General features: G+C 64.2%; 16 protein-coding genes and 1 tRNA gene. 5 read left to right on the forward strand and 12 right to left on the reverse strand.

Going from position 1 to position 20,411, the window contains the following annotated elements:
* Positions 1 to 63: 63 nt before the first annotated feature.
* From secA to LI72_RS20250, 3 genes are all read left to right on the forward strand, one after another.
* Positions 64 to 2,787 carry a preprotein translocase subunit SecA gene (secA, locus tag LI72_RS02875; RefSeq protein WP_033924415.1) on the forward strand — a complete coding sequence of 908 codons (2,724 nt, stop codon included), beginning with the start codon at positions 64 to 66 and terminating at the stop codon, positions 2,785 to 2,787.
* Between the two features lie 6 nt (positions 2,788 to 2,793).
* Complete coding sequence (locus LI72_RS02880; protein WP_033924416.1) at positions 2,794 to 3,546, forward strand: sulfite exporter TauE/SafE family protein; 753 nt, start codon at positions 2,794 to 2,796, stop codon at positions 3,544 to 3,546.
* A 159-nt stretch (positions 3,547 to 3,705) separates the two neighbouring features.
* Positions 3,706 to 3,852, forward strand: coding sequence for a hypothetical protein (locus LI72_RS20250; RefSeq protein WP_197051790.1), 147 nt, complete (start codon positions 3,706 to 3,708; stop codon positions 3,850 to 3,852).
* 98 nt (positions 3,853 to 3,950) lie between these two features.
* Here LI72_RS20250 and LI72_RS02885 read toward each other — a convergent pair.
* A tRNA-Asn gene (locus LI72_RS02885) sits at positions 3,951 to 4,025 on the reverse strand.
* A 93-nt stretch (positions 4,026 to 4,118) separates the two neighbouring features.
* Entirely contained in the window at positions 4,119 to 4,907 is a 789-nt protein-coding gene (locus LI72_RS02890) for an NAD kinase (protein ID WP_033924417.1), read from the reverse strand.
* A 217-nt stretch (positions 4,908 to 5,124) separates the two neighbouring features.
* On the opposite strand from LI72_RS02890, the gene LI72_RS02895 reads away from it, so the two are divergent.
* Entirely contained in the window at positions 5,125 to 6,669 is a 1,545-nt protein-coding gene (locus LI72_RS02895; protein ID WP_197051791.1) for a GGDEF domain-containing phosphodiesterase, read from the forward strand.
* Positions 6,670 to 6,724: 55 nt separating this feature from the next.
* Here LI72_RS02895 and mfd read toward each other — a convergent pair whose 3' ends face one another.
* On the reverse strand, positions 6,725 to 10,219 hold the full coding sequence (gene mfd, locus LI72_RS02900) for a transcription-repair coupling factor (protein ID WP_033924418.1): 3,495 nt from the start codon (positions 10,217 to 10,219) through the stop codon (positions 6,725 to 6,727).
* 47 nt (positions 10,220 to 10,266) lie between these two features.
* Positions 10,267 to 10,533, reverse strand: a complete 267-nt coding sequence (locus LI72_RS02905) for an FAD assembly factor SdhE (RefSeq protein ID WP_033924419.1) — start codon at positions 10,531 to 10,533, stop codon at positions 10,267 to 10,269.
* 102 nt (positions 10,534 to 10,635) lie between these two features.
* On the opposite strand from LI72_RS02905, the gene recG reads away from it, so the two are divergent.
* Positions 10,636 to 12,693 carry an ATP-dependent DNA helicase RecG gene (gene recG, locus LI72_RS02910; RefSeq protein WP_033924420.1) on the forward strand — a complete coding sequence of 686 codons (2,058 nt, stop codon included), beginning with the start codon at positions 10,636 to 10,638 and terminating at the stop codon, positions 12,691 to 12,693.
* 6 nt (positions 12,694 to 12,699) lie between these two features.
* On the opposite strand, the gene LI72_RS02915 is transcribed toward recG, so the two are convergent.
* The 8 genes from LI72_RS02915 to LI72_RS02950 all read right to left on the reverse strand — a co-directional run bounded on the left by LI72_RS02915 (position 12,700) and on the right by LI72_RS02950 (position 20,270).
* A complete protein-coding gene (locus LI72_RS02915; RefSeq protein ID WP_443018106.1) occupies positions 12,700 to 13,059 on the reverse strand; it encodes a PilZ domain-containing protein in 360 nt (119 codons plus the stop codon).
* A gap of 88 nt (positions 13,060 to 13,147) precedes the next feature.
* Positions 13,148 to 14,371, reverse strand: a complete 1,224-nt coding sequence (gene tyrS / locus LI72_RS02920) for a tyrosine--tRNA ligase (protein WP_033924421.1) — start codon at positions 14,369 to 14,371, stop codon at positions 13,148 to 13,150.
* A gap of 48 nt (positions 14,372 to 14,419) precedes the next feature.
* A complete protein-coding gene (dmeF, locus tag LI72_RS02925) occupies positions 14,420 to 15,439 on the reverse strand; it encodes a CDF family Co(II)/Ni(II) efflux transporter DmeF (protein ID WP_033924422.1) in 1,020 nt (339 codons plus the stop codon).
* Between the two features lie 98 nt (positions 15,440 to 15,537).
* On the reverse strand, positions 15,538 to 16,443 hold the full coding sequence (locus LI72_RS02930) for a hypothetical protein (RefSeq protein ID WP_033924423.1): 906 nt from the start codon (positions 16,441 to 16,443) through the stop codon (positions 15,538 to 15,540).
* 92 nt (positions 16,444 to 16,535) lie between these two features.
* Positions 16,536 to 17,348 (reverse strand): DUF1295 domain-containing protein, encoded by an 813-nt coding sequence (locus tag LI72_RS02935; protein WP_331377926.1) that lies wholly within the window; start codon positions 17,346 to 17,348, stop codon positions 16,536 to 16,538.
* Positions 17,345 to 17,977 (reverse strand): lysophospholipid acyltransferase family protein, encoded by a 633-nt coding sequence (locus LI72_RS02940; RefSeq protein ID WP_052129457.1) that lies wholly within the window; start codon positions 17,975 to 17,977, stop codon positions 17,345 to 17,347. Before LI72_RS02940 ends, LI72_RS02935 begins: the two co-directional genes overlap by 4 nt.
* Before the next feature lie 123 nt (positions 17,978 to 18,100).
* Positions 18,101 to 18,427 carry a DUF167 domain-containing protein gene (locus LI72_RS02945; protein ID WP_231562344.1) on the reverse strand — a complete coding sequence of 109 codons (327 nt, stop codon included), beginning with the start codon at positions 18,425 to 18,427 and terminating at the stop codon, positions 18,101 to 18,103.
* Positions 18,428 to 18,449: 22 nt separating this feature from the next.
* The gene (locus tag LI72_RS02950; protein ID WP_033924424.1) at positions 18,450 to 20,270 is read right to left on the reverse strand and encodes a DUF885 domain-containing protein; all 1,821 of its coding nucleotides are present in this window, start codon (positions 20,268 to 20,270) and stop codon (positions 18,450 to 18,452) included.
* Between the last annotated feature and the right edge of the window lie 141 nt (positions 20,271 to 20,411).

The following is a 20,411-nucleotide window of genomic DNA, read 5'->3' on the forward strand; positions in this document are numbered from 1 at the left end:
GCCGACAGCGATGTAACCTGCATCCCGGCGCACACACTCCCCATATTTCAAGGAATTTCCGCCATGCTCGGCGCCATTGCCAAATCGCTTTTCGGTTCCGCCAACGACCGCTACGTCAAGGGCCTGCTCAAGATCGTTGACAAGATCAACGCCTTCGAACCGCAGATTTCCCCGATGTCCGACGATGAACTTCGTGCGCAGACGGAAAAATTCCGCGGGCTGCTGGCCGAAGGCAAGACGCTCGACGACATCCTGCCCGAGGCCTTCGCCACTGTGCGCGAAGCCTCGATCCGCACGCTCGGCATGCGGCATTTCGACGTGCAGATGGTCGGCGGGATCGTGCTCCATCGCGGCGAGATTGCCGAAATGCGCACCGGCGAGGGCAAGACTCTGGTTGCGACGCTGGCCTGCTATCTCAACGCGATCGAGAACAAGGGCGTGCACGTCGTCACGGTTAACGATTATCTCGCTGCGCGCGATGCCGAATGGATGGGCCAGGTTTACCGGTTCCTCGGCCTCACCACCGGGGTGATCGTGCCCAATCTGGGCGAGGCGCAGCGCCGCGAGGCCTATGCCGCCGACATCACCTACGCCACCAACAACGAACTCGGCTTCGATTACCTGCGCGACAACATGAAGCACGAGCGCAGCCAGATGGTGCAGCGCCCCTACAATTTCGCGGTGGTCGATGAAGTCGACTCGATCCTGATCGACGAGGCGCGCACGCCGCTGATCATCTCGGGGCCCACCGACGACAAGTCGGAGATGTACATCGCGGTCAACGCGATCGTGCTGATGCTGGATGACGGCGACTACGAGAAGGACGAAAAGTCGCGCTCGGTGATCCTCACCGAGGACGGCACCGAAAAGGCCGAACGCCTGCTCGAGGATGCAGGACTGCTCGAGGGCACCAATCTCTACGACGTCGAGAACACGCAGATCGTCCATCATCTCGATCAGGCGCTCAAGGCGAACGTCATGTTCAAGCGCGACATCGATTACATCGTCAAGGACGACCAGATCGTCATCATCGACGAGTTCACCGGGCGCATGATGGATGGCCGTCGCTGGTCGAACGGTCTGCACCAGGCGGTCGAAGCCAAGGAAGGCGTCCAGATCAAGCCGGAAAACCAGACCCTGGCCTCGATCACCTTCCAGAACTATTTCCGCATGTATCCCAAGCTGTCGGGCATGACCGGAACCGCTGCGACGGAAGCAGCCGAATTCTTCGACATCTACAAGATGAACGTGGTCACCATTCCGACCAACAACCCGATCCGCCGCATCGACGAGGAGGACGAGTTCTACAAGAACACGACCGACAAGTTCCAGGCGATCGCCAAGGGCATCCGCGAGAAGAACCTGATCGGGCAGCCGGTACTGGTCGGCACCGTCTCGATCGAGAAGTCCGAGCTGCTGTCGGAATATCTCAACAAGGAAGGCGTGCCGCACAGCGTGCTCAACGCCCGCTTCCACGAGCAGGAAGCGCATATCGTTGCGCAGGCAGGACGCCTTGGCGCGGTGACGATCGCCACCAACATGGCGGGCCGCGGCACCGACATCCAGCTGGGCGGCAACGTCGAATTCCGGATCAGCGACGAGTTGCGCGATGTCCCTGAAGGGCCCGAGCGCGACGCCGCGATCGAGCGGATCAAGGAAGAAGTGGCGGCTGAAAAGGCCAAGGTGCTCGAAGCTGGCGGCCTGTTCGTGCTGGGCACCGAGCGGCACGAAAGCCGCCGCATCGACAACCAGCTGCGCGGACGTTCGGGTCGTCAGGGCGACCCCGGCCTGTCGCGCTTCTATCTCTGCCTCGAAGACGATCTGCTGCGCATCTTCGGCCCGGACACCCTGTTCTCGCGGATGATGAAGAACAACCTGGCCGATGGCGAGGCGATCGGGTCGAAATGGCTGTCGAAGGCGATCGAGACCGCGCAGCGCAAGGTCGAGGCGCGCAACTACGATATCCGCAAGCAGGTCGTCGAATACGATGACGTGATGAACGATCAGCGCAAGGTGATCTACGAGCAGCGCGCCGAGATCATGGACGCAGAGGCTGTCGATGATGTCGTCTCCGACATGCGCAGCGACACCGTCAACGCCATCGTCGGCGAAGCGTGCCCTCCGGGCACCTATCCCGAGCAGTGGAACGTTGCCGGGCTCAAGGCGAAGATCTCCGAGGTGCTCGGGCTGGAACCGGACATCGATGCCTGGCTGCAGGAGGACGCGGTCGATCCCGAACTGATCGAGCAGCGCGTGCGCGAGATGGCCGAGGCCAAGGTGGCCGAGAAATCGGCGGAGATCGATACCGGCATGTGGCGTTCGATCGAGAAGTCGGTGCTTCTGCAGAGCCTGGATCATCACTGGAAGGAGCATCTGGCGACGCTCGATGCGCTGCGTCAGGTCGTCTTCCTGCGCGCCTATGCGCAGAAGACCCCGATCAACGAGTACAAGCGCGAGGCCTTCGGGCTGTTCGAGCGCATGCTCGAGGTGATCCGCGAAGACGTCACCGGCACGATCATGAACCTGGAGCTGCGCGAGCCCGAGGTTCCGTCGCTGCCCGATCTGCCCGATTTCCTGACCACGCATTTCGACCCGTTCACTGGCGAGGACAACAGCGCCGATATCGATGGCGGCACCCTGGGCACGGTGGCGGCGACGCTGCCGCCGCGTCAGTCGCCGATGCCGGTCGCCACCGATGACCTGTTCAATGGCGAAATCAGCCGCAACGCCCCGTGCCCGTGCGGTTCGGGTCGCAAGTACAAGCACTGCCACGGCAAGGCGGCCTGATCCATCATGTGGGGGCTGGCCGGCGGATTTGCGCTGACCGCCTTGCTCTATGCGTCGGTCGGCTTTGGCGGCGGATCGACGTATAATGCGCTGCTGGTGCTGGCAGACACCGATTACCGGCTGCTGCCGTCGATCGCCTTGCTGTGCAACCTGATCGTCGTCACCGGCGGCACGATCCGCTTCGCCAGGGCAGGGCAGGTGCCGTGGCGCCCGCTGTGGCCGATCCTGCTGCTGTCGGCACCCTGCGCCTGGGCTGGCGGCAGGCTGCCGGTCGACAAGCCGCTGTTCGTCGCGCTGCTGGGGTCGGCCCTGCTGCTCGCCGGGCTGCTGATGCTGGTGCAGCGCCCTCCCCGGCAGGAGGGCGGCACACCCAATCGCCTGGCCTGGATCGGCATTCCGATCGGAATGGGTGTCGGCTTCTTCAGCGGGATCGTCGGCATCGGCGGCGGGATATTCCTGGCACCGGTGCTGCATCTGCTGCGCTGGGCCAGCGCGCGCCAGATCGCGGCCAGCGCCAGCGTCTTCATCCTGGTCAATTCGCTCGCCGGTCTGGCAGGCCAGCTGATGAAGCAGGATGCCGCCGCTACACCCGTGGCGATCGCAGGCTATTGGCCGTTGTTCGTCGCCGTGCTGATCGGCGGGCAGATCGGCACCCATGCGGGCGTGCGAATTCTGCCCGACAGGATAATTCGCATGGGAACGGCAGCGTTAATCCTCTATGTGGCGGTGCAACTGTTGTGGCAGCGGTTTGCGGGATAGCCCCGCGGCACAGGATCGCCTTTCCCGGACGAGCGAACATCGAGGCCAGTCAAGTCATTGGCATCATTTGAGATTTCTGCAACCCAACCGACGTCTGGCCGTAAGTGACCTGACGATACCCTTCCTGATTACATCAAGGATCTATTTATCGAACCCAGATTGTTCATAGCCTATGGCCTGATAGCCCTCGTCGTCATTGGCGTTGCGGCCGCAATTTACTATGTGCGCCGTCAATCGCATCGGGAGGTCTATCGCCGGCAGCGCAGGCGCGACCGGGAAAAGAGCGATCAGCGGGTCGAAGACTGATCCTCGATTTTTACCGGCATGTGCAGCTTGGAAGGAATGCGCCGAAGCGATCTGTATCGCGGCCTATCCACCAGATGCGGTGGTTCGCGAAAAAAGGCTGGCTCCCCGAGTAGGATTCGAACCTACGGCCAAGTGATTAACAGTCACCTACTCTACCGCTGAGCTATCGGGGAATGCCCTTTACCCGTTGGAACACAGGGTGTTCGTCTCGGGAAGCGCGCCTATAGCACCGGGTTTTTTGGTTTGGCAAGCGTCTGGTTGATGCTTCAGACGATAAATTGTTCTGCCGAAATCCGGTCGTCGAGGCTGTGCCCCGGATCGAACATCAGCGACAGCCGCCGGTTGGGGTCGATGGCGATGTGGATATCGCGGATGTCGCGGACCTCGCGCTGGTCGGCGACCGCGCTCACCGGGCGTTTGCCGGGTTCGAGCACCCGCAGCGTGATCTGCGACGAATCGGGCAGCAGCGCGCCTTTCCACCGCCGCGGGCGAAACGGGCTGATCGGGGTCAGCGCCAGCATGCCGCAGCCCAGGGGCAGGATCGGGCCGTTGGCCGACAGATTGTACGCCGTTGATCCCGCCGGTGTGGCGACCAGCACGCCATCGCAGACCAATTCGCTGATTCGCACCGCATTGTTGACGCTGACTTCCAGCTTGGCGGTCTGGCGCGTCTCACGCAGCAGCGACACCTCGTTGATTGCGGGATAGGTGATGCGCTCGCCCGCCATGGTGGTCGCGGTCATCGTCAGCGGCAGCACCTCGAACGCCTGGGCGCGTTCCAGCCGGTGCTGGATGCTGTCGCCGCTGCGCCACAGGTTCATCAGGAAGCCCACGGTCCCCAGGTTCAGGCCATAGACCGGCACGATCCGCCCTCGCTCGAGCATCTGGTGCAGCGTCTGCAGCATGAAGCCGTCACCGCCCATCACCACGACGATATCCGCCTCGGCGAGATCGGCCCATTCATAGGATGCCTGGACTTCGCGCGCGGCCTTGCGCGCACGTTCGGTCGGAGACACCGCCAGCGCGATTTTGCGATCAAGAACCGATTGCGCCATGGAAAAACTGCCTCAAGGGATAGTGCACAGGGTCTTAACGGATCGATGCTATTGCGCCAATCATTCTTGGGGCTTGCGTGATGCGCCAAGGCGGGGCAGCGGCGCAAGGAAGACAGGCCGCACGGGGCGGCAATGGGGACGGTTTCTGACCAGCACAGCACAGCGATTCCAGCCAACCTGGCAAAGCGCGGGCGCCGGCAGCGTTGACGCTGCGCTGGTGCACGCGCTGGCTGCGGCAGGCTTTGCCCGCGCCAGCGGCGCCGAGGCCGATCTGTGCATCGCCGACCATCGCAGCGGTCAGCCATGCGACTATGCCCTATGCGCGCAGGGAGCAGTAGGGTTTGGGCTGTTGCTGTGCGATGCGGTGTCGGCCGCCAGCCTGACCAATGGCCTGCCCGATGGCTTGCCACGCATCACCCACGCCCTTGTCGCGCCGTTCACCGACACCGCGCTCCACCTGCAATTGGTGCTGATACGCCAACAGATCGAGGCGGGCGCTGGTCCGACCCAGGACATGCACCAGCGTATTGCAGCCTTTGCCGCAACAGGCGAGGGCAGCCTGCACACGATGCTGATCGGTCTGCGGCGCATGTCGGCGATCAACGCGACTTATGGTGCGCCGGTGGGAGATGCCGCGCTGGCAGCGATCGAACAGCGGCTCACCCGGCAGGCGGCGCGGCTGTCGGGCGGGGCTTCGCTGACGCTCAGGCTGTCCGGCGGGGATTTTCTCGTGGCCCACATGATGCCGGAAGAGCGAGTGGGCTGGCAGGTGATGGCCGAGCGGATACTGCGGCTGGTGTCAGAGCCACTGGATGTCGCAGGGCACCGTCTGCGTCTCACCGCGCGTGCCGCACTGGCGGTGGCCCGCAGCGACGAAAGCCCGGTCTCGTTGCTCGACCGGCTCTCGACGGGGCTCGCGGTGGCGCGCGAAAGCGCGGCCGATCCGGTGCGCTGGGCGGACCGACAATCCGATCACGCGCCGCAAAGCGGCTACAGGCTGGAACAGGAAATCGTCCAGGCCATCGAACGCAACGAGATTACCGTGCTGTTCCAGCCGCAATTCTCGGTCGTGACCGGGCGTATTACGGGCGCCGAGGCGCTGGCCCGCTGGCAGCATCCGCAGCATGGCGAGATCGGTGCCGGAACGCTGTTCGCGATTGCCGACAAGGCCGATTTCACCCGCGCACTGTCGCGGCACATCCGGATGCGGGCAATGGAGCATGCCGCCGCCTGGACAGGGGCGCTCGCCCCGCTCAGGCTGTCGCTCAACGTCACCGCCGAAGACCTGAGCGAAAGGGGTTTTGCCCAGCGCGAAGTGGCGATGATCGCGACATCGGGTTTCCAGGCGAAGCGGCTGACGCTGGAGATGACCGAACAGGCGTTGGTCCGCGATCTCAAGCGCGCCGCCGGCCGCTTTGCCGCGCTGCGCGAAGCCGGCGTGCGGATCGCAGTCGATGATTTCGGCACGGGCTATTCCAGCCTCTTGTACCTCAAGCGCCTGCCGCTCGATTATCTCAAGCTCGACCATGCGATGACCCGCGATATCGGCGGCGCCGAGGCCGACCGCATCATCGTCCGGTCGATCATCGCGATGGCCAAGGCGCTGGACCTCAAGGTGATTGCCGAAGGCGTGGAGAGCGATGCGCAGCTCGAGGCCTTGCGCGACGAGGGCTGCGACTATTTCCAGGGCTTTCTGCGCGGCAAGGCGATGGAGGCAGAGGTGTTTGCGGAATTTGCCAGGGATGCGCTGAAACAGGCGTGAACGCTTTTCCGTTTTCCGGCGTTCGCCGGCGAACAAGTTCGTGCTGCCTGGTACCTTACGCCTTCGCCTTCTTCTTCACGATCCCCGCCAGCCCCTTGGACAGCTGGATCAGCCCGTTGATGCGCGAGGCCGGATCGCTCCACACGCGCTGGATCATCAGCTTCTGGTCGGGGCGCAATTTCGCGACGCCGTTCAATCGCTCGACATAGGCGAGCAGTCCCGGAACATCGGGGAAGCTGTCGTTGTGGAAGCTGACCAGCGCGCCGCGCGCGCCGACGTCGATCTTGGCGACGCAGGCGGTGATGCAGTTGAGCTTGATCTCGATCAGCTTGATCAGGTTGGTCGTCGCATCGGGCAGTGGACCGAAGCGGTCGATCATCTCGGCAGCGAACGATTCGATTTCGCCGGAATTCGCCAGATCGTTCATCCGGCGGTACAGCGCCATGCGCACCGCAAGATCGGGCACGTAGTCCTCGGGAATGAGGATCGGCGCATCGACGGTGATCTGCGGCGAGAATTTCTGGCGCGGCAGGTCGAGCGACAGGCCGCCCGCCTTGGCTTCCATGATCGCCTCTTCGAGCATCGACTGGTACAGTTCGAAGCCGACCTCGCGGATATGGCCGGATTGTTCGTCGCCCACCAGATTGCCCGCGCCGCGAATGTCGAGATCGTGGCTGGCAAGCTGGAAGCCCGCACCCAGGGTATCGAGGTCGCCGAGCACCTTGAGCCGCTTTTCCGCGGTTTCGGTGAGCACGCGGTTTTCCGGCGTGGTCATGTACGCATAGGCGCGGGTCTTCGATCGGCCGACGCGCCCGCGCAGCTGGTAGAGTTGGGCAAGACCGAAAGTGTCGGCGCGGTGGATGATCAGCGTGTTGGCGCTGGGGATGTCGAGGCCCGATTCGACGATCGTGGTCGAGAGCAGCACATCATATTTGCGGTCGTAGAACGCGCTCATGCGCTCCTCGACCTCGGACGGCGCCATCTGACCATGCGCCATGATGTGCCGGATCTCGGGCACCTCGTCGCGGATGAACTCGCCGAGCTTGTCGAGGTCCGAGATGCGCGGCGCGACGAAATAGGACTGGCCGCCGCGATAATGTTCGCGCAGCAATGCCTCGCGCACCACCACCGGGTCCCAGGGCATCACATAGGTGCGCACCGCGAGGCGATCGACCGGCGGGGTCTGGATGACCGATAGCTCGCGCAAGCCGCTCATCGCCATCTGCAGCGTGCGCGGGATCGGCGTCGCGGTCAGGGTGAGCACATGGACATTGGCCTTGAGCAACTTCAGCCGCTCCTTGTGGACCACGCCGAACCGCTGTTCCTCGTCGATGATCACCAAGCCGAGTCGCTTGAACTCGACGGATTTGGCGAGAAGCGCATGCGTGCCGATGACGATGTCGGTGGTGCCGTTGGCGAGCCCTTCGCGGGTCGTCTTGGCCTCGCCAGCGGTCACCAGCCGCGACAGGCGGCCGATGATCAGCGGGAAGCCCTGAAAGCGCTCGACGAAATTGGTGTAATGCTGCCGCGCGAGCAGCGTGGTCGGTGCGACGATGGCGACCTGCATCCCCGCCATTGCGGCGACGAACGCCGCGCGCATCGCGACTTCGGTCTTGCCGAAGCCGACATCGCCGCACACCAGCCTGTCCATCGGCTTGCCCGACGCCAGATCCTCGAGCACCTCGGCGATGACGCGCTCCTGGTCCTCGGTTTCCTCGTACGGGAAACGGTCGGCAAAGCTCGCATAGCTGCTGGTGTCGAGCTCGGCGACGTCGGCCGTCCGCAGTGCGCGCTCCGCCGCGGTCTTCATCAGCTCGCCAGCGATCGCCTGAATGCGTTCCTTGAGCTTCGCACGGCGGCGCTGCCAGGCCTCGCCACCCAGCTTGTCGAGCGCAACGCCCTCGCTCTCGGAGCCATAGCGGGTGAGGACGTCGATATTCTCGACCGGCACATACAGCTTGTCGCCGCCGGCATAGCTCAGCCAGACGCAGTCGTGCGGGCTCTTGCCGACCGGGATCGAGACCAGCCCCTCGTAGCGCCCGATGCCGTGATCTATGTGCACCACCAGATCGCCTGCGGACAGCGACTGCAGTTCGGCGAGGAACGCGTCGGCGGACTTTCGCTTCTTGCGCCGCCGCACCAGCCGGTCGCCGAGCAGGTCCTGTTCGGATAGCAGCTCGTAGCGGTCGGTGGCAAAGCCGTGATCCTGCGGCAGCACGACCATCGACGCCATGCCGGTCGCCGCCTGGCCCAGCGCCTCCTGCCAGCTATCGGCCAGCGCCATGCGGGCCAGGCCATGGTCCTTGAGCAGCCCCAGCAGACGGCTGCGCGAGCCTTCCGAATAGCTGGCAATGATCGCGCCCTTGTTCGCGGCGCGTAAGGAATCGATATGCGCGGCGGCTGCAGCGTAGACATTGTCGCCGCGTGCGCGTTCGGCGCCGAAATCGCGCGCCGTGCGATAGGCCAGGCCCAGCACACTCGCAGATTCAGGCTCGTCATGGCTGCTGACGAGGTGGACCGGGGTCTCGCTGGCCTGCGCACGCCATTCCTTGGGCACCAGATACAGCGCCGAGGGCTTGAGCGGGCGGTAGCTACCCGCCTTGTCCTCGTTTCCGCGCGTGCGGTTGGCGTGATAGTCGGTGATGCTCTCGAACCGCTGGTCGGCGGCGGCGTCCACGCCGGCGTCACGCAGCACGATGTCGCCTTCGTCCAGATGGTCGAACAGCTGCACCAGCCGCTCCTCGATCATCGGCAGCCAGTGTTCCATCCCCGCCAAACGCCGGCCGTCGCTGATCGCCTGATACAGCGGATCGGAGGTGGCGTTGGCGCCAAAGGCTTCGCGATAGGCGCTGCGGAAGCGCTTGATGCTGTCAGCGTCGAGCAGCACTTCGGATGCCGGCAGCAGGATGTGCCGCTCGACCCGCTCGGTCGATCGCTGCGTGCCGGGATCGAACGCGCGCATCGAATCGAGCTCGTCGCCGAAGAAGTCGAGCCTGAGGCCGCTTTCCATCCCGGCGGGGAAGATGTCGATCAGGTTGCCGCGCACCGCGAACTCGCCCGAATCGGCGACGGTGTCGGTCCGCGCATAGCCCTGGCGCACCAGCTTCTCGATCAGCGATTCGCGCGCGATCGTCATGCCGGGTTTCAGCTCCGCCCCGACCTGGCGGATCCGGAACGGGGTCAGCGTGCGCTGGGTGACGGCATTGGCTGTGGTGACCAGCAATTGCGGCCCGCCAGCGGGCTGCTGCAGCGTCCACAGGGCCTTCAGCCGCCGCGCGGTGATCGCCAGCGAGGGCGAGGCGCGGTCATAGGGCAGGCAGTCCCAGGCGGGGAACTCGATGGCCTCGATATCGGGCGCATAGAAGGGTGCGGTCTCGGCGATGGCATGCATCATCGCATCGTCGGGCGCGATGAAGACCACGCGCCCGGCCTGCTTGCGCGCGGCAACGGCGCGCGCCAGATCGGCCAGCAGCAGCGGCAGTGCGCCGGGCGCTACGCCCGCCAGCGTCAGTGGGCCTTTCGCCTGCAATATCCTGCCGATGGAGTCCACGCGCGTACCGCCTTGCAAAATTGTGAAGTGTCTGTTTTTCGGAAGGTTCAGCGCGGAATGTCGATGAAGTCGAGCTTGCGCATCGCGTCCATCTGCGGCCCGGCGAATTGCGCGGGGGTTTCCTGCGTGCCGATCGCCCAGGCCATGATGTCGACGTCCTGTTCCTCGATCAGCGTCTCGAACCAGGTCAGTTCTTCATCCGACCAGCTGTCGCGATATCGGTCGAAAAAGCCGCCGATCATGAAATCGGCTTCACGGGTGCCCCGGTGCCAGGCGCGGAAGCCAAGGCGGCGCAATCGGGTTTCGCGGTCCATGCCAGAAGTTCCTTTGCTTGCGGGGTGGGCCGAGCCTGCCTAAGACGGGCGGCAGGACTTCAGCCAGCGGACCGAATTGCGGCCGCGTTTTTTGCGATAGCCATGCGCCCCCAGATACTCAACCCCGCATTCGCCGAGATCGAGAGCCTGAAAGGCGTGGGCGCGAGCCTGCAAAAGCCGTTCGCGCGGCTGGGGATCGCGCGGGTCAAGGACATGGCCTATCACCTGCCAACCGGGTTCATCCGCCGGCGGCCCGTCGCAAACGCGGACGAGGCAGGCACCGGCGAGCAGATCATCATCGCGCTGACCGCCACCGGCTATCGCAGCAGCCCTGGACGCGGGCCGGCTCGGGTGATCGCCGAAGACAGCATCGGCAATCACATTGCCCTGGTCTATTTCGGCGGCAATCCGGGCTGGGCGCGCAAATTGTGGCCGCTGGGCGAGACCCGGCTGGCGGCGGGGAAGCTCGAGATCTGGGGCGAGGCGTGGCAGATCGTCCATCCCGATCATGTCGTCACGCCAGAAGAGGCCGACCAGATCGGCGAGGCCGAACCGGTCTATCCACTCGCCGAAGGGCTGGGGCAGAAGCGCGTCGCATCGCTCGCAGCGCAGGCGCTGTCGCTGCTGCCGCCGCTGCCCGAATGGATCGAGCCGACGCTGAAGGCCAAGCAGGACTGGCCCGATTGGCACGAGGCGCTCGTATCGGCCCATCAGGGCATGGACGAACTGCCCCGCGAGCGGCTGGCCTATGACGAGATTTTCGCCAATCAGCTCGCCTTCGCGCTGATCCGGCAGAGCAATCGCAAGCGCAAGGGTCTGGCGCTGCAGGGCGACGGGCATCTGCGTGATGCGTTGCGGCTGCCCTTCGCGCTCACCGGCGCACAGCGGCGGACGATCGAGGAAATCCACGGCGACATGGCGCAGCCGGTGCCGATGCTGCGGCTGCTGCAGGGCGACGTCGGCGCCGGGAAAACGCTGGTCGCGGTGATGGCGATGCTCAATGCGGTCGAATGCGGCGGGCAGGCGGCCTTGCTTGCGCCGACCGAGATCCTGGCGCGGCAGCATTTCGACACGATCTCGCGGATGCTTTCGGGTCTGCCGGTGAATATCGCGGTGCTCACCGGGCGCGACAAGGGGCGTGCCCGGGAAGCGACGATGATGGGCCTCGCCGATGGATCGATCCAGATCATCATCGGCACGCACGCGCTGTTCCAGGATGCGGTCAAATACCGCAACCTCGCGCTGGCGGTGATCGACGAACAGCACAAGTTCGGCGTATCGCAACGGCTGATGCTGCAGGAAAAGGGCAGGGCGACCCCGCATCTGCTGGCGATGACCGCAACGCCAATCCCGCGCACGCTGACGCTCAGCCATTATGGCGAGATGGATGTCTCGCGGCTCGACGAGTTGCCGCCGGGACGCCAGCCGATTGAAACGCGGGTGATCGCCGACGAGCGCTTGTCCGAGATCGTCGACGGGCTCGCGCGGCATATCGAGCGCGGCGGCCAGGCCTATTGGGTGTGCCCGTTGGTGATGGACAGCGAGACCAGCGATCTGGCCGCTGCCGAAACCCGCGCGGCGCAGCTGGGGGAACGCTTTCCCGGCAAGGTCTCGCTGGTCCACGGCCAGATGCCGTCGGAGCGCAAGGACGCGATGATGGCGGATTTTGCCAGCGGCAAGACCGCGCTGCTGGTCGCAACGACCGTCATCGAGGTGGGGTTGGACGTCCCCAATGCTACATTGATGGTGATCGAGGCGGCGGAACGCTTCGGCCTGGCTCAGCTGCACCAGTTGCGGGGGCGGGTCGGGCGCGGCGACCAGAAATCGGTGTGCGTGCTGCTGCGCGGCAATGCGCTGAGCGAGACCGCGCGCGCCAGGCTGGCGCTTATGCGCTCGAGCCAGGACGGCTTCCATATTGCCGAGGAGGATCTGCGGTTGCGCGGTGGCGGCGAACTGCTGGGCACGCGCCAGTCGGGCGACGGCGCCTTTCGCATCGCGACGCCCGAGCAGGTGCAGCGGCTGATCGGCACCGCATCGGATGATGCCCGGCTGCTGATGGACCGCGATGGCGGGCTCGACAGCGAACGCGGGGAGGCCGCGCGCATCGCGCTCTATCTGTTCGAGCGCGATTACGGCGCGAAATTGCTCAGGGGCGGATAAGGGGGCTCAGCGCCGGGTAAACGGCGGCGGCGTCGCACCGAGCTGTTCGACCATCTGGTTGAATTCGTTGAGCCGGATCACGCGTTCCAGCTGGAAGCCGCTGCGACCGCCGAGCGACCAGATCAGGTGCGCCTCGATCCGGCCGATCACCGGCAGGCGCACGGTGATCCGCTCGCCCTTGGCCAGCGGCATTTCGCCTTCGGTCATGAAACCATTGGCCGAAATGTTGACGATATGCGTCTTGATGTCCCCAAGATGCCGATGCTCGGCAATGGTTGCATGACTGACCACGTGGCGCGCGGCATGGCGCTTTTCCACAACGGCAAGTTTGGCTCCTCTGGACATTTCGACCACCCGTGTCTGCATGATTGCGAGATGCCACCATCGGTCAAAAGTCCAAACAAAGTGTAAACTCTAAGGAGAGGTTACCCTTTGTTCGGCTAGCCTCAAGACATCAGTCTTGCGGCAAGACCAGTCCGTGCTTCTTCTGCCCCAGGCTCAGCTTGTCACCGGCTCTGACAACATGGTCGAAGCCGGTGATTTTCTCTCCGTTGACGCGCACGGCGCCTTCCTCGATCTTGCGCTTGGCTTCCTTGTTCGATGCGGTGAAGCCCAGCGCCACCGTCGCCTGCACGATGCCCATGCCATCGGCAGGCACGTGGACCGTCGGCAGATCGCCGCTGGCCTGGCCCTGTTCGAAGGTGGCGCGGGCCGTCTCGGCTGCAGATTGAGCGGCGTCTGCGCCGCGGCACATCGTCGTCGCGGCGTCGGCGAGCACCTTCTTGGCCTCGTTGATCTCCGAGCCCTGCAGGGCTTCCAGCCGAGCGATCTCATCGAGCGGAAGATCGGTGAACAGGCGCAAGAAGCGGCCGACATCGGCGTCCTGCGTGTTGCGCCAGAACTGCCAGTAATCGTAAGCGGGGAGCGAATCCTCGTTCAGCCAGACTGCGCCCTTTTCGGTCTTGCCCATCTTGCCGCCGTCGGCGAGCGTGATTAGCGGCGTGGTGACGCCATAGACTTCGGTCCCATCGACCCGGCGCGCGAGCTCGATGCCGTTGACGATATTGCCCCACTGATCCGATCCGCCCATCTGCAGCCGGCAACCGACGCGGCGCGACAGCTCCAGGAAGTCGTAAGCCTGCAGGATCATGTAGTTGAACTCGAGGAAGCTCAGCGACTGCTCGCGGTCGAGCCGCAGCTTGACCGAGTCGAAGCTGAGCATCCGATTGATGGAGAAATGCTGGCCGATATCGCGCAGGAACGGCACATATTCGAGCTTGTCGAGCCATTCGGCATTGTCGACCATGATCGCATCGGTAGGCCCGTCACCAAAGGTCAGAAACCGTTCGAACACGCGCTTGATCGACGCGACGTTGGACGCGATCAGATCGGTGGTCAGAAGCTTGCGTGCCTCGTCCTTGAAGCTGGGGTCGCCGATCTTGCCGGTGCCACCGCCCATCACGACGATCGGCTTGTGGCCGGTCTGCTGCAGGCGGCGCAGCAGCATGATCTGCACCAGCGATCCGACATGCAGCGAAGGCGCGGTCGGATCGAAGCCGATATAGCCGGGCACGATCTGCTTCGTCGCCAACGCGTCGAGCGCGGCAGCGTCGGTCAGTTGGTGGATGTAGCCGCGCGCATCAAGCAGCGCCAAAAGATCGGATGTGTACTGGCTCATGATGGCCGCGCGCTTAGCATCGATGGGCGCGGCCGAAAAGGTCGCTTGTTAGCCTTGAGCCAGGGCAGGGGCCGCAGCGCAGCGGTGATCCTCGCACGGCACGATCTCGAACGTACAATGCGACAGGTTGGGAATGTCCTTGAGCAAGGCGCGATAATGGCCGGGCGGCCGCGGGTGATGCGTGGCGAGCGACACGATCAGCGCCAGATGCCCGGTGCCGACCTGCCAGAGATGCAGATCGACCACGCGGTTGTCGGCATCGGCCTCGATCCGCTGGCGGATGGCGGCCGCGGTGGCCGGATCGGCCTCCATGTCGAGAAGGACCCGCGCCGATTGCCGCATCAGCCCCGCCGCCCACCATAGAATGACGCCAGCGCCGACGATCCCCATCAGCGGGTCGAGCCAGGCGAGCCCCAGCCAGAGCCCGCCGAGCAGCGCGGCCAGCGCCAGCACCGATGTCAGCGCATCGGTGACCACGTGGACATAGGCCGCGCGCAGGTTGTGGTCGTGATGGTGGCTGCCCGCGGCATGGTGGTCGTGATGGTGGTGATGATGATGATCGTCATCATGAGGATGGTGGTGGTGATCGGCGTCGTGATGGTGGTGGTCGTGACCGCCCAGCATGAAGGCGCTGGCGATGTTGACCACAAGGCCGATGACCGTGACGATGATCGCGGCGGCATAATCGATCCGCAACGGATCGGCCAGCCGGCCCACCGACTCCCATGCCATCAGCAGCGCGATGACGCCTAGCAGCAGCGCGCTGCTGAAGGCGGTGAGCGATCCGACCTTGCCGGTGCCCATCGAAAAGCGGCGGTCGTCGGCATGGGTGCGGGCAAAGTGATAGGCAAAGCCGGCAAGGCCCAGGGCTGCGACATGACTGCCCATGTGCCAGCCATCGGCGAGCAGCGCCATCGATCCGGTCCACCATCCTCCGATGATTTCCGCCACCATGGTCACCGCAGTCAACGCAACGACGTACCAGGTACGGCGTTCGCTCTCGGCCTCGCGCTGGCCTGCGAACACATGATCGTGGGTCAGATCTTCAAGCGCGGCATGATGATGCATGGCGGTATTCCGGACGTGACAGGGGGTGGCCGGATATGCCTTCCGGTTACCCGCCAAGTCTGTCAGCGCTTTGGCCTCAGCGCAACCCCGGTGCGGCCTCAGTCTTCGGCCAGCGCCTTCAGCAATGCGCGCTCCAGCGGATCGAGCGCGCCATCGGCCTCGACCATCGTCTGCAGCCAATTGTCTTCTTCGTCGCTGACCCCTTCATCGCCCACGGGAAGGGGGGCGGGAGTCGCGGACGGCGCTGGCCGGTTGCCCAGCGACTGGACCATCCGGCCAAAAAAGCCGCCCACGCCCGACGTTGTATCGGCCATGAAAGCATGCAACCGGGCGGCATCCTCGCGGCTCAGCGCCCGGAAGCGCTGATCGGTCATCAGGTGCAGCCGCAGCGCCTGGACGAACAAGGTCTGCCATTCGGGCGCGTTGCTGCCGGCAAGGGTGGCGTCCTTGATCGCGAACAGCAATTCGGCTTCTTCGCGGTTGATATGCGCTGGCGCCATGCCACCGGTCGCATAGAGCACGCGGCGCAGCAGACGCACTTCGGCGGTGCCGATGCTGCCGGGCTTGAGGCCGGTTCCGCAGCGTGTCGGACCTTCGCCTTCCAGCACCGCGCGGCGAATTTGCGTCAGCGTATAGCTCTTGAGGCTGTCGGGGACGTTCTCGGCTCGCTCGATCACCTTCACCAGCAGCTCAAGCTCGGCCAGCGTGTCGACCTTGCCGTCATGGTCGATCGCCTGCATCAGCCAGGTGGCGTTTTCATCGCTGACATAGCCGCGCGGCTCGGCCTGTTCGACCAGATAGGCGGTGATCGCTTCGACGAAGAAATCGACCCATTCGGCGCTGGGGGCAGAGCTGCTCCGGTTGAGTTCGAACAGGATGCCCGCTTCCCCCCCGGTGATCTTGCCATCGGGCCAGACCACGCGCCGCAGCGCCAGCGTTTCGTCCGGGCCAAGGCTGCGTGCCTGCGCGATCATCGCGGTCACATCGTCGAGCGGTCTGGTCATGGTCTGGCATCGCCTGCAGCTGTTAATGGCAGGCAGCGTTAACCGGAAGGCCTTAAAATGCGGTAATCAAGCCGCCGCGTTCAACCCAAGGGTCATGACCCCTGCTTGGGCGGCAGCGGAAAGAAAGACGATGTCCGCGCGATATAGTCGGCATAATCGGGGCGCGTCTTCTTCAACCCGCGCTCGAGCATCGCGGCGCCGCTCCACTTCACCAGCGTGAAGTTGAGGAACACCGGGCCGATCAGGCTGGCGAGCGCGACATCCCAACCGGTGGACAGCGCGACGATCCAGATGCCCCACCAGGTGCAGGCGTCACCGAAATAATTGGGGTGACGGGTATAGCGCCAAAGGCCGGTGTTCAGCACCTTGCCCTTGTTGGCTGGGTTGGCGCGGAACTGCTCCAACTGCCAGTCGCCGATGGTCTCGAAGGCGATACCGACCAAAGCGATCGCCGCACCTGCCAGCGCCAGCGCGTCGACCGCTCCGCCGCGCCAGATGCCGAGCTGCGCGGGCAGGCAGACCATGAACAGCAGCGGCCCCTGCAGCAGGAACACCTGCAGCAGCGATGTCTTGGCAAAGCTCCAGCCCTTTTTGTCCCGGGCAGAGGCGATGATCTTGGCATAGCGCGGATCGACGCCATTGCGCCGCCAACGGACAAACAGATGGATGCCTAGCCGCAGTCCCCACAGAGCGGTCAGCATGAGCAGCAGCGCGGATGCCGGCGATGCCGCACCGCTCAACCAGAAGGTGGTGGCCGCCAGCAGCACCATCCCCATCGGCCAGACGGCATCGATGAACGATACATCCTTGATCGCGACGGAGACGCCCCACAACACGATCATCACGCCAAAGATCAGCACCAGATTGTGCAACAGCAGGGGAATGGCATCGGTCACGGGGATCACAGGCGGCTGTCCTTGATGATGTCGGTGCCCGCGCGGTCCGGATGGCGCGGGGTCACGCTCTTGTAAAATTCCATGATCTTCTTCATGTCCTCGGCATAATCGCCGGTAGGCATGATCGCAGGGCCCAACCCGCCGACCTTGCGGCCGTAATCCATCAGACCGCACACCAGGGGCACCCGCGCGGCGAGCGCGATCTGGTAGAAGCCGGTGCGCCACTGGCGCACATTGCCGCGGGTGCCTTCGGGCGCGATGGTTAGCATGAACTCGTCGCGACGCGCGAATTCCTCGACCATCTGCTGCACCTGGCCGCGGTTGTAGCTGCGCTCGACCGGAACGCCGCCCATGTCGCGCATGAAACGGCCCAGCGGCCAGCGGAACAGCGAGGTCTTGGCCATGAAATGCGCCTTGATGCCAAGGTCGCCGGTAAGGCCCAGAAAATACAGAAAATCCCAGTTGCTGGTGTGCGGTGCCGCGATGATCACGAAACGGCGCGGCTCGGGCACCATGCCCTCGGCGCGCCAGCCATGGCTGCGATACAGCATCAGCAGAAGGCGTCTGACAAGGCGTGACAGCAGTGTCGGCGGGCGATCATCGGTGCGGGGCGGCCAGCCCTCTTGCTGAACATCCATGATCCGTAAAACCCGCCCCCGATCTGATCCCTTGCGCCAGATACGGCTCCGAGAGTGCAGAAGATGCGGCGATCAGGCAAATGTTATTGATGCAGGTTGGTGCAAATTTGCAAACGCACGCGATCAGCCCGTGACCAGCGCTGCCAGATCGGCCGCAATCTGGACCCCATTGCCGGCGATATGCACCTGCTTGTTGCGTCCGGTTTCGCCCGAGCGGATGGTGATATCGCGTTTGCGCAGGCCCAGCCTTGCAGCCAGCAGATCGACCAGTGCGGCGTTGGCCGCGCCTTCCGATGGCGGGGCTGCAATTCGCACCATCATCACCGCCCGGCCTTCGGCACCAGCGCCAATCCCCGCCACGACGCTGCGACTGGCGCGGGGCGTCGCCCTTACCGACAGCAAAACCCCGCCCGGCACGATGCGCCAGGGCGGGGTCGGATGTTTGGACACGTGAGGGGATCCGGCCAGCGGATCAGCCCTTGGTGGCGACGATCCAGCGGTTGATCTTGTCTTCCAGCACGCTCATCGGCAGCGCGCCGGTATTGAGCACCTGGTCGTGGAACTCGCGCGGGTCGAACTTGGCGCCCAGTTCCTTTTCCGCCTTGGCCTTCAGCCGCTGGATGGTCAGCGCGCCGATCTTGTAGGCCAGAGCCTGGCTGGGGATGGCAATGTAGCGCTCGACTTCGGCGGTGGCGTCGGTTTCGCCCATCGACGAGTTGTCGAGCATGTACTTGATCGCCTGTTCGCGGGTCCAGCCCTTCGAATGAATGCCACTGTCGACCACCAGGCGCATCGCCCGCAGCATCTCGTCATCCAGATGGCCAAAGCGCTGATAGGGGTCGGTGAACAGCCTCATCGGATAGCCCAGCTTCTCCGAATACAGCGCCCAGCCTTCGACATAGGCGGTATTGCCACCAAAGCGCATGAAGGCGGGAAGAGCCTCGTTTTCCTGCGCCAGGCTGATCTGGAAATGGTGCCCAGGTGCGCCTTCGTGCAGATACAGCGTGGTCATGCCCGGCGTGGTGCGGCTGGGCAGGTCATAGGCGTTGAAGTAGAAGATACCCGGACGCGAGCCATCGGGATTGCCCGACTGATAGCTGCCGCCGGCCTCGAACTTCTCGCGAAATTCCTCATAGGGCCGGATTTCGAGCGGGGTCTTGGGCAGGATCTTGAACTGGGTGGAAATGACCGCATCGACCTTCTTGCCGATATCGTAATAGCCCTGGGTCAGAGCCTCGCGGGTCGGCATCTTGAACTTGGGGTCGGTGCGCAGATGGTTGAAGAACTCGGGCAGGGTGCCCTTGAAGGCGACCTCGGCCCGGATCGTTTCCATCTCGGTGAGGATGCGCTTGACCTCGCTGAGCCCCAGATTGTGCACTTCATCGGCGGTCAGCGGCAGCGTGGTGGTCTGCTCGATCAGATAAGCATAAAGCTTGTCGCCGCCCTTCATGTACTTGAGGCCGACGCCCTCGCGCGCGTCCTTCAGATAGTCGTTCGCCAGATAATCGCGCAGCCGCGTGTAGGCGGGGTAGATCTCGTCGGTGATAACCTTGCGATATTCGGCGGTAAAGCGTGCCTTGTCCGCCTCGCTGAAGTCGGCGGGCAGTTGCTTGATCGGGCCGTAATAGGGCGATTCCTCGGGAGCCTGCTTCAGCTGCGTGTCGAGCTGTTCGATCACGTTGCGGATCGTCAGCTTGGTTTCGAACACGCCCGATGCCTGGCCTTCCTTGAAGCGCGCGATCGAACGGTCGAGCAGCAAGACGAACTCCTTGTGCCGCTTGAGGTTGTTTTCATAGTCGACGACCGTCTTGAACGGCGCGGTGCCGGTGCCCGAGGCGAAGTTCGGGTAGAAGGTGTGGAAGCCGAAGAAGTGGTTGAGCGGGCGCACCGCGGTCAACGGCAGATATTCAGGCGACAATCCCTTGATCAGATCCTTCTGGTTGCGCTCGAAGATGTCATAGGCAATCTGGTTGGTAGCGGTCAGCTTGGCCCGGTCGATCTTGGCCAGCGCCACCAGATTCTCTTCGGCCGCCTGGCGTTCGCCCGCATAATATTCGTCGGTGACATAATCGCCCAGGCGATCGGCATAGCGCAGATCGCCGCGGAACAGCCCGCCGATCGGGTTGCGCTTGAGCTGCGCCTCGTCATCGGCAGCAAAAAGGGCTGTCAGCCGAGCATCTTCCGACTGGGGGGCAGCCTCTGTCGCGGTCTGCGCCAGCGCGGGCGAAAGGCTGAGCGGGGCAGCGAGTGCGGCGCTGGCGAGCAGAAGCATGGTCTGGCGGAATGACGTCATTGGTGGCGGAACCTTCCCGGTCTGAAAATGGGGCGCAGGCCGGGCATAGAGACCAGCATTGCGGATAGCGCGGCGCTATCATGGCGGATGCGGCGCTGCAACGGCGGCGCAATGGTGCTGGTCGAACCCATTGATACGTTG

The sequence above is a fragment of the Sphingomonas sp. 35-24ZXX genome (genome assembly GCF_000786215.1).
Classification (GTDB): domain Bacteria; phylum Pseudomonadota; class Alphaproteobacteria; order Sphingomonadales; family Sphingomonadaceae; genus Blastomonas.

What these genes read in the sequence shown, in the direction of transcription:
- secA (WP_033924415.1), top strand. Translation starts at nt 64, where the DNA reads ATGCTCGGCGCCATTGCCAAATCGCTTTTCGGTTCCGCCAACGACCGC.
- LI72_RS02880 (WP_033924416.1), top strand. Translation starts at nt 2,794, where the DNA reads ATGTGGGGGCTGGCCGGCGGATTTGCGCTGACCGCCTTGCTCTATGCG.
- LI72_RS02890 (WP_033924417.1), bottom strand. Translation starts at nt 4,907, where the DNA reads ATGGCGCAATCGGTTCTTGATCGCAAAATCGCGCTGGCGGTGTCTCCG.
- LI72_RS02905 (WP_033924419.1), bottom strand. Translation starts at nt 10,533, where the DNA reads ATGGACCGCGAAACCCGATTGCGCCGCCTTGGCTTCCGCGCCTGGCAC.
- recG (WP_033924420.1), top strand. Translation starts at nt 10,636, where the DNA reads ATGCGCCCCCAGATACTCAACCCCGCATTCGCCGAGATCGAGAGCCTG.
- LI72_RS02915 (WP_443018106.1), bottom strand. Translation starts at nt 13,059, where the DNA reads ATGCAGACACGGGTGGTCGAAATGTCCAGAGGAGCCAAACTTGCCGTT.
- tyrS (WP_033924421.1), bottom strand. Translation starts at nt 14,371, where the DNA reads ATGAGCCAGTACACATCCGATCTTTTGGCGCTGCTTGATGCGCGCGGC.
- dmeF (WP_033924422.1), bottom strand. Translation starts at nt 15,439, where the DNA reads ATGCATCATCATGCCGCGCTTGAAGATCTGACCCACGATCATGTGTTC.
- LI72_RS02930 (WP_033924423.1), bottom strand. Translation starts at nt 16,443, where the DNA reads ATGACCAGACCGCTCGACGATGTGACCGCGATGATCGCGCAGGCACGC.
- LI72_RS02940 (WP_052129457.1), bottom strand. Translation starts at nt 17,977, where the DNA reads ATGGATGTTCAGCAAGAGGGCTGGCCGCCCCGCACCGATGATCGCCCG.
- LI72_RS02950 (WP_033924424.1), bottom strand. Translation starts at nt 20,270, where the DNA reads ATGACGTCATTCCGCCAGACCATGCTTCTGCTCGCCAGCGCCGCACTC.